This is a genomic window from Phyllobacterium sp. P5_D12 (assembly GCF_054049495.1).
This window is the reverse complement of record NZ_JBFUMG010000360.1, coordinates 1-4,690: the sequence shown is the minus strand read 5'-3', so window position 1 is coordinate 4,690 and position 4,690 is coordinate 1. Positions and strand designations below refer to the sequence as shown.

6 protein-coding genes are annotated in these 4,690 nt (G+C 54.9%); 4 read left to right on the top strand and 2 right to left on the bottom strand.

The annotated features are described in order from the left end of the window. Positions 1 to 226 precede the first annotated feature (226 nt). Positions 227 to 709 carry an FxsA family protein gene (locus ACXJ5O_RS19370; RefSeq protein WP_457301320.1) on the bottom strand — a complete coding sequence of 161 codons (483 nt, stop codon included), beginning with the start codon at positions 707 to 709 and terminating at the stop codon, positions 227 to 229. 178 nt (positions 710 to 887) lie between these two features. Here ACXJ5O_RS19370 and ACXJ5O_RS19365 point away from each other — a divergent pair, with 178 nt between their 5' ends. The 4 genes from ACXJ5O_RS19365 to ACXJ5O_RS19350 are packed head-to-tail and all read left to right on the top strand — an operon-like array spanning position 888 to position 3,608. Then, the gene (locus ACXJ5O_RS19365; RefSeq protein WP_457301322.1) at positions 888 to 1,583 is read left to right on the top strand and encodes a Tim44/TimA family putative adaptor protein; all 696 of its coding nucleotides are present in this window, start codon (positions 888 to 890) and stop codon (positions 1,581 to 1,583) included. Positions 1,584 to 1,585: 2 nt separating this feature from the next. Continuing rightward, complete coding sequence (gene mltA / locus ACXJ5O_RS19360) at positions 1,586 to 2,689, top strand: murein transglycosylase A (RefSeq protein WP_457301319.1); 1,104 nt, start codon at positions 1,586 to 1,588, stop codon at positions 2,687 to 2,689. Beyond that, a complete protein-coding gene (locus ACXJ5O_RS19355; RefSeq protein ID WP_457301318.1) occupies positions 2,686 to 3,240 on the top strand; it encodes a Smr/MutS family protein in 555 nt (184 codons plus the stop codon). The genes mltA and ACXJ5O_RS19355 overlap by 4 nt, the downstream gene beginning before the upstream one ends. After that, the gene (locus ACXJ5O_RS19350; RefSeq protein WP_457301317.1) at positions 3,237 to 3,608 is read left to right on the top strand and encodes a helix-turn-helix domain-containing protein; all 372 of its coding nucleotides are present in this window, start codon (positions 3,237 to 3,239) and stop codon (positions 3,606 to 3,608) included. The genes ACXJ5O_RS19355 and ACXJ5O_RS19350 overlap by 4 nt, the downstream gene beginning before the upstream one ends. Here the strand turns inward: ACXJ5O_RS19350 and ACXJ5O_RS19345 are convergent. Further along, positions 3,605 to 4,573, bottom strand: a complete 969-nt coding sequence (locus ACXJ5O_RS19345; protein ID WP_457301321.1) for a DUF1402 family protein — start codon at positions 4,571 to 4,573, stop codon at positions 3,605 to 3,607. The two genes, ACXJ5O_RS19350 and ACXJ5O_RS19345, sit on opposite strands and share 4 nt — an antisense overlap. Between the last annotated feature and the right edge of the window lie 117 nt (positions 4,574 to 4,690).

Genomic DNA, 4,690 nt, shown 5'->3' with positions numbered 1-4,690 from the left:
TACTGCGCCAGAATATTCAGCGTCTGCTGCTGAGCGGAACCGTTGCCGTTTGTCGCTTCATTGCCGTTCTCGGCCTTTTCATCAGGCTTTTGAGCCATTGTCTGGAAACCTTCTTCTGTTACGTCCGCTTTGCACGGTTATCGAATGAATGCAGGGTCGCTAGCATGTGTGTTTCAACGAGGCAAGGCTTTCGCACTAGTCTCATAGTTCAATGGCACGCCGAATTCTACTGTTTGGGGTTCCACGGCGAGTCCGGATCTCGCTTGCTCGAGTAATCTTCAGGATCGAGCTCGATGACCCGGTCCTTGATGCGCGATGTGTCGGGACGGCCGCGACGGTGTTGGCCAGAATCGACGACGACCACACGATCACTGATGCAACGCCAGCCAAAGTCACGAACAGCGGGGATGAAAAGCAGCAGGCCTATTATGTCGGTGATGAATCCAGGTATGATCAGCAGCAGCGCCGCGAAGACCAGCATGACACCATGCACCAGTTCGCGTTTTGGTGTGCGGCCAGCGGCTGTTTCTTCGCGGATTTTCTGGATGAGGCCGAGGCCTTGAAAGCGTAGCAGGAATACGCCGACAAAAATCGACAGGATTATCAGACCGAGTGTCGCTAGAACACCGATCTTGCTGCCGACTACAATGAAACCGGCGATTTCAAGAAATGGCAAAGCCAAAACGAAAAGGGGCACAAGTGATCGCAAACTAATTTACCTTTCAAAGGACATATCCGGATATTATCCATAGCCGGTGTCAATTTCATGCCTATATAGGATAGCGTGAAGAGTATTTGTATGATTGCGGTTGGCAATCTATATGTTTTTGGTATTTCGACGGAAGATTGAGAGCCGTAAACGAACATTAGGATGAATGGCAGGCGACATGGAATATCTGGACTTCGGAACGATTTTCTTTTTCGTGGCAGCAGTGGTGATTTTCCTGCAGCTGCGCAAGGTCCTTGGTCGCCGCACTGGCAGTGAACGCCCGCCGTTCAACCCCTATACACGTACCGCCGATGCCGATGACAAGGCCAAGTCTGGCGATAATGTCGTTTCGTTGCCGCGACGCGGCGACGTGAAGGAAAACAGCTTCGAAAAGATCGATGCCATTTCCAAGCCGGGTACGCCATTGAATGACGGCCTGCGCGCCATCCAGGACGCAGATCCTACATTCGAGCCTGCGAAGTTCCTCGAAGGTTCGAAAATGGCCTATGAGATGATCGTCATGTCGTTTGCCGATGGTGACCGCAAGACGCTGAAGACGCTTCTGTCGCGCGAAGTCTTCGATGGTTTTGTTTCTGCCATTACCGATCGCGAAGCGCGCGGCGAGAAAGTGCAGTCATCATTCGTCGGGATCAACAAGGCGGAAATCATCGGCGCGGAAATGAAGGGCACTGAGTCCCATGTTACGGTGCGCATCACCAGCGAACTTATTTCGGCAACGCTCGACAAGGATGGCGTCGTGATCGATGGTGACAAGGAAGCGGTTGCAGAGGTCAAGGATGTCTGGACCTTTGCGCGCGATACGCGGTCGAAAGACCCGAACTGGAAGCTGGTCGCGACTGAAGCCGAAGACTAAACATGATGTCACCCCTCTTCAAACCGGTGGATTTCGCTGACTGCCCCGGTTGGCGGGATGACCAGCACTTCGAAGCGTTTCGCGCTTTCGTTCGGTCGGCAGAACGGGTCCAGGAAAAGCCCTACAAATCCGGATCGCTCGGGATCAGTTTCGAAGCCCTTGCACCGATCTTTGCTGATTCACGTGAAACAATCGTCGAATCCGACGGCGAAGCAAGGATCTTCTTCGAGAAATGGTTCCGCCCGGCGCTCATAGACAACACCGAAGCAGTTGGTGGTTTTGTGACCGGCTTCTACGAACCGGAAGTGGTTGCCTCGCCGGTTCGCACTGCGAGGTTTACCGTTCCATTCCTGCGCCGTCCCGCGGATTTGGTCGATATCGACGACAACAACCGGCCTGAGGGCTTTGATCCTTATTTTGTCTTTGCGCGGCAAACTCCGGCGGGGCTCGTCGAATATTTCGACCGGCCAGCCATCGAAAGCGGGGCGCTCGAGGGACGAGGACTGGAGATCGCTTATGTGGAAAGCCAGATCGATGCTTTTTTCATCCACGTGCAGGGCGCTGCACGGTTAAAGATGACCGACGGTCGCTTGCACCGCATCACCTATGCGGCAAAGACCGGACATCGGTTCACCGGCATTGGTAAGATCCTGCTCGAAAGCGGTGAAGTTGCGCCGGACAGAATGTCTATGCAATCCATCCGTAGCTGGCTTGCCGATCACCCGGACAAAGCTCAGGCACTAATGTGGAACAACCGCTCTTACATCTTCTTTCGCGAAGCCGACGTTGACGATGCAACGATGGGGCCAATCGCTGCTGCGAAAGTCCCCCTGACGGGTGGCCGGTCGCTTGCAGTCGACCGTCTCCTGCATACATTTGGCACGCCGTTCTATATTCATGCACCGGATTTAAAGGCTTTTGGTGGGGAACGCTTTGCGAGGCTGATGATCGCGCAGGACACAGGCTCGGCCATCGTCGGTTCGGCACGTGGCGATCTCTTTGCCGGTTCTGGCGATGTGGCGGGCGAAATCGCTGGGGGTATCCGCCACAAGGCGGATTTCTATGCGCTAGTTCCCCGTGTTCTTCTGGCAGCAGCAGACCGATGACGAAGAAAATAGCAAAGGATGAATTCGCCACTTTGGAGGACCGGATACTCTGGGAAACGGTGGCCAAGACTGCCCGCCCGCTCAAGGGCAAGGAGAAGCCCATTTTTCTGATCGATGAAAAGAAAGAGCCGGTTTCGATGCATCCATCTGCACCTGAAAACCCGAGGCCGCTCGCCGCAGTGGCGGAGGCGAAGCCGGCGCCGGCACATCGCCTGCATCCAATCGATCGGCCAACACACAAGAAGATCGCCAAGGGTCGGGTTGTCATAGAAGCGAGGATCGATCTGCACGGCCTGACCCAAAGCGAGGCCTATGGCTTGCTTCTCGGGTTCTTGCAACGCGCCCATCTGCGCAAGCTTCGGCATGTTCTTGTCATCACCGGAAAGGGTTCATCCATGGGCAGCGACGGCGTGCTGCGTCAGGCGGTTCCCATGTGGTTTATGACGCCRTCGTTTCGCATCCTGGTCAATGGCTATGAAGATGCTGCTCGCAATCATGGCGGCACAGGTGCGATCTATGTTCGTATGCGCCGTCAGCCGGAGGCACCGTGACGCCTTTTGGTGCAAAATTGCGCGTTCTGCGCGCGGAACGCGGCATCTCGCAAAAGGATATGGCCAAGTCGATCGGAGTATCGGCCGCCTACCTGTCAGCTCTTGAACACGGCAGGCGCGGTCAGCCGACCTGGGACAAGCTGCAGCGCATCATCCAGTATTTCAATATTATCTGGGACGAGGCCGAGGAATTGCAGCGGCTGGCGATGATCTCGGACCCGCGCATCGTCATCGACACCGCGGGGCTTTCACCCGCCGCAACGGAACTTGCCAACGTTCTTGCCACAAAGATCGGCGATATCGACGAAAAAACGGCCCGACTCTTGATCCGGACAATGGAAGCAGTGCCGGAAAAGCGAAAACGCTAGAAAAGTGCCCTCAGCTGGTTGATTTTGTCGTTGACCAGCCAGCCGTAGTAATTTTCTTCCGGCAGTTGCGGCTGCTCGCCATTGGCGACACGGGCCAAGTTGGAGTCAGCTAGCGCCCGCGCGCGGCTGTCGGCGCCACCCGTATTGTAAAGCGTCGCCGTAATACCCGGATTTCTGGAAATGTCGAAGTCGGCAACGCGGCGGTAGACGTCGATCGAGTGTTTTAATGTTGCCGCCATGTAGGGCAGGGTCAGATCCGGATCCATAATGGTCTTGTAAACATCAGCAGCGTGGTCGGCATCGAGCCTTGGCAGGCCTGAATAGYGGCTGACCATGTCGGTCATCTGAAGCGCAATCAATGGGCTCAGTTGCCCCAAGCCAAAACTTTGCCCTGCGTAGAACGGCTGGAAGAATACGGCACTGAAACGATTGTTGGGGAAACGCTTGCCGCCAACAGATTTGCCGCGGAAATCCGCTTCCCAGACATTTTCGCGACATGTCCAAAGGCGCAAACTGTCTTTGAATTGTAGACAAGAAGAAAATTGCGGACGTCTGACGAAGTCGCCGATTGTTTCGCCCTGGTAATCGAAACTCAGCCCTTGCTGTACGTAGGAAATAGCCTTGACGTAGTAAGTCTGGAGCCGGTCATAGGCATCGACATTATAGGTATGCTCGCCAACAAGTGCGCCAACGATATGAACTGGATCAATACCATAAGTGCGCGCAACGCTGGCGATCTTCGATCGCAGTTTGGAGTCGGTTTTCAGCAAGTTGTAGATTTTCTGATATTTCGCTTCGTATGTAGTGTTCAACTCGCGCGTTCGCTTGGCGGATGCGGCTGGAACACCCGGCTGGGTCGCATTGCGATTGCCTTCAGGAACAACGGTCACAGCCTGTACCGGTTGCAAAGTGACCAGCAACAGCGTGAGACAGCTTGTCGCGAAAAGGATCAGGTGGCGGTTCATCATCGGTCCAGAAAATTGATTGGACGCTCCGAATAGCGCCTTGCACCCTCGAAAGCCAGAAAAACCTCTATTATTGGGGTCAGATCGTTAGTGTGCCGGTACGGGACAGCTTAGGTC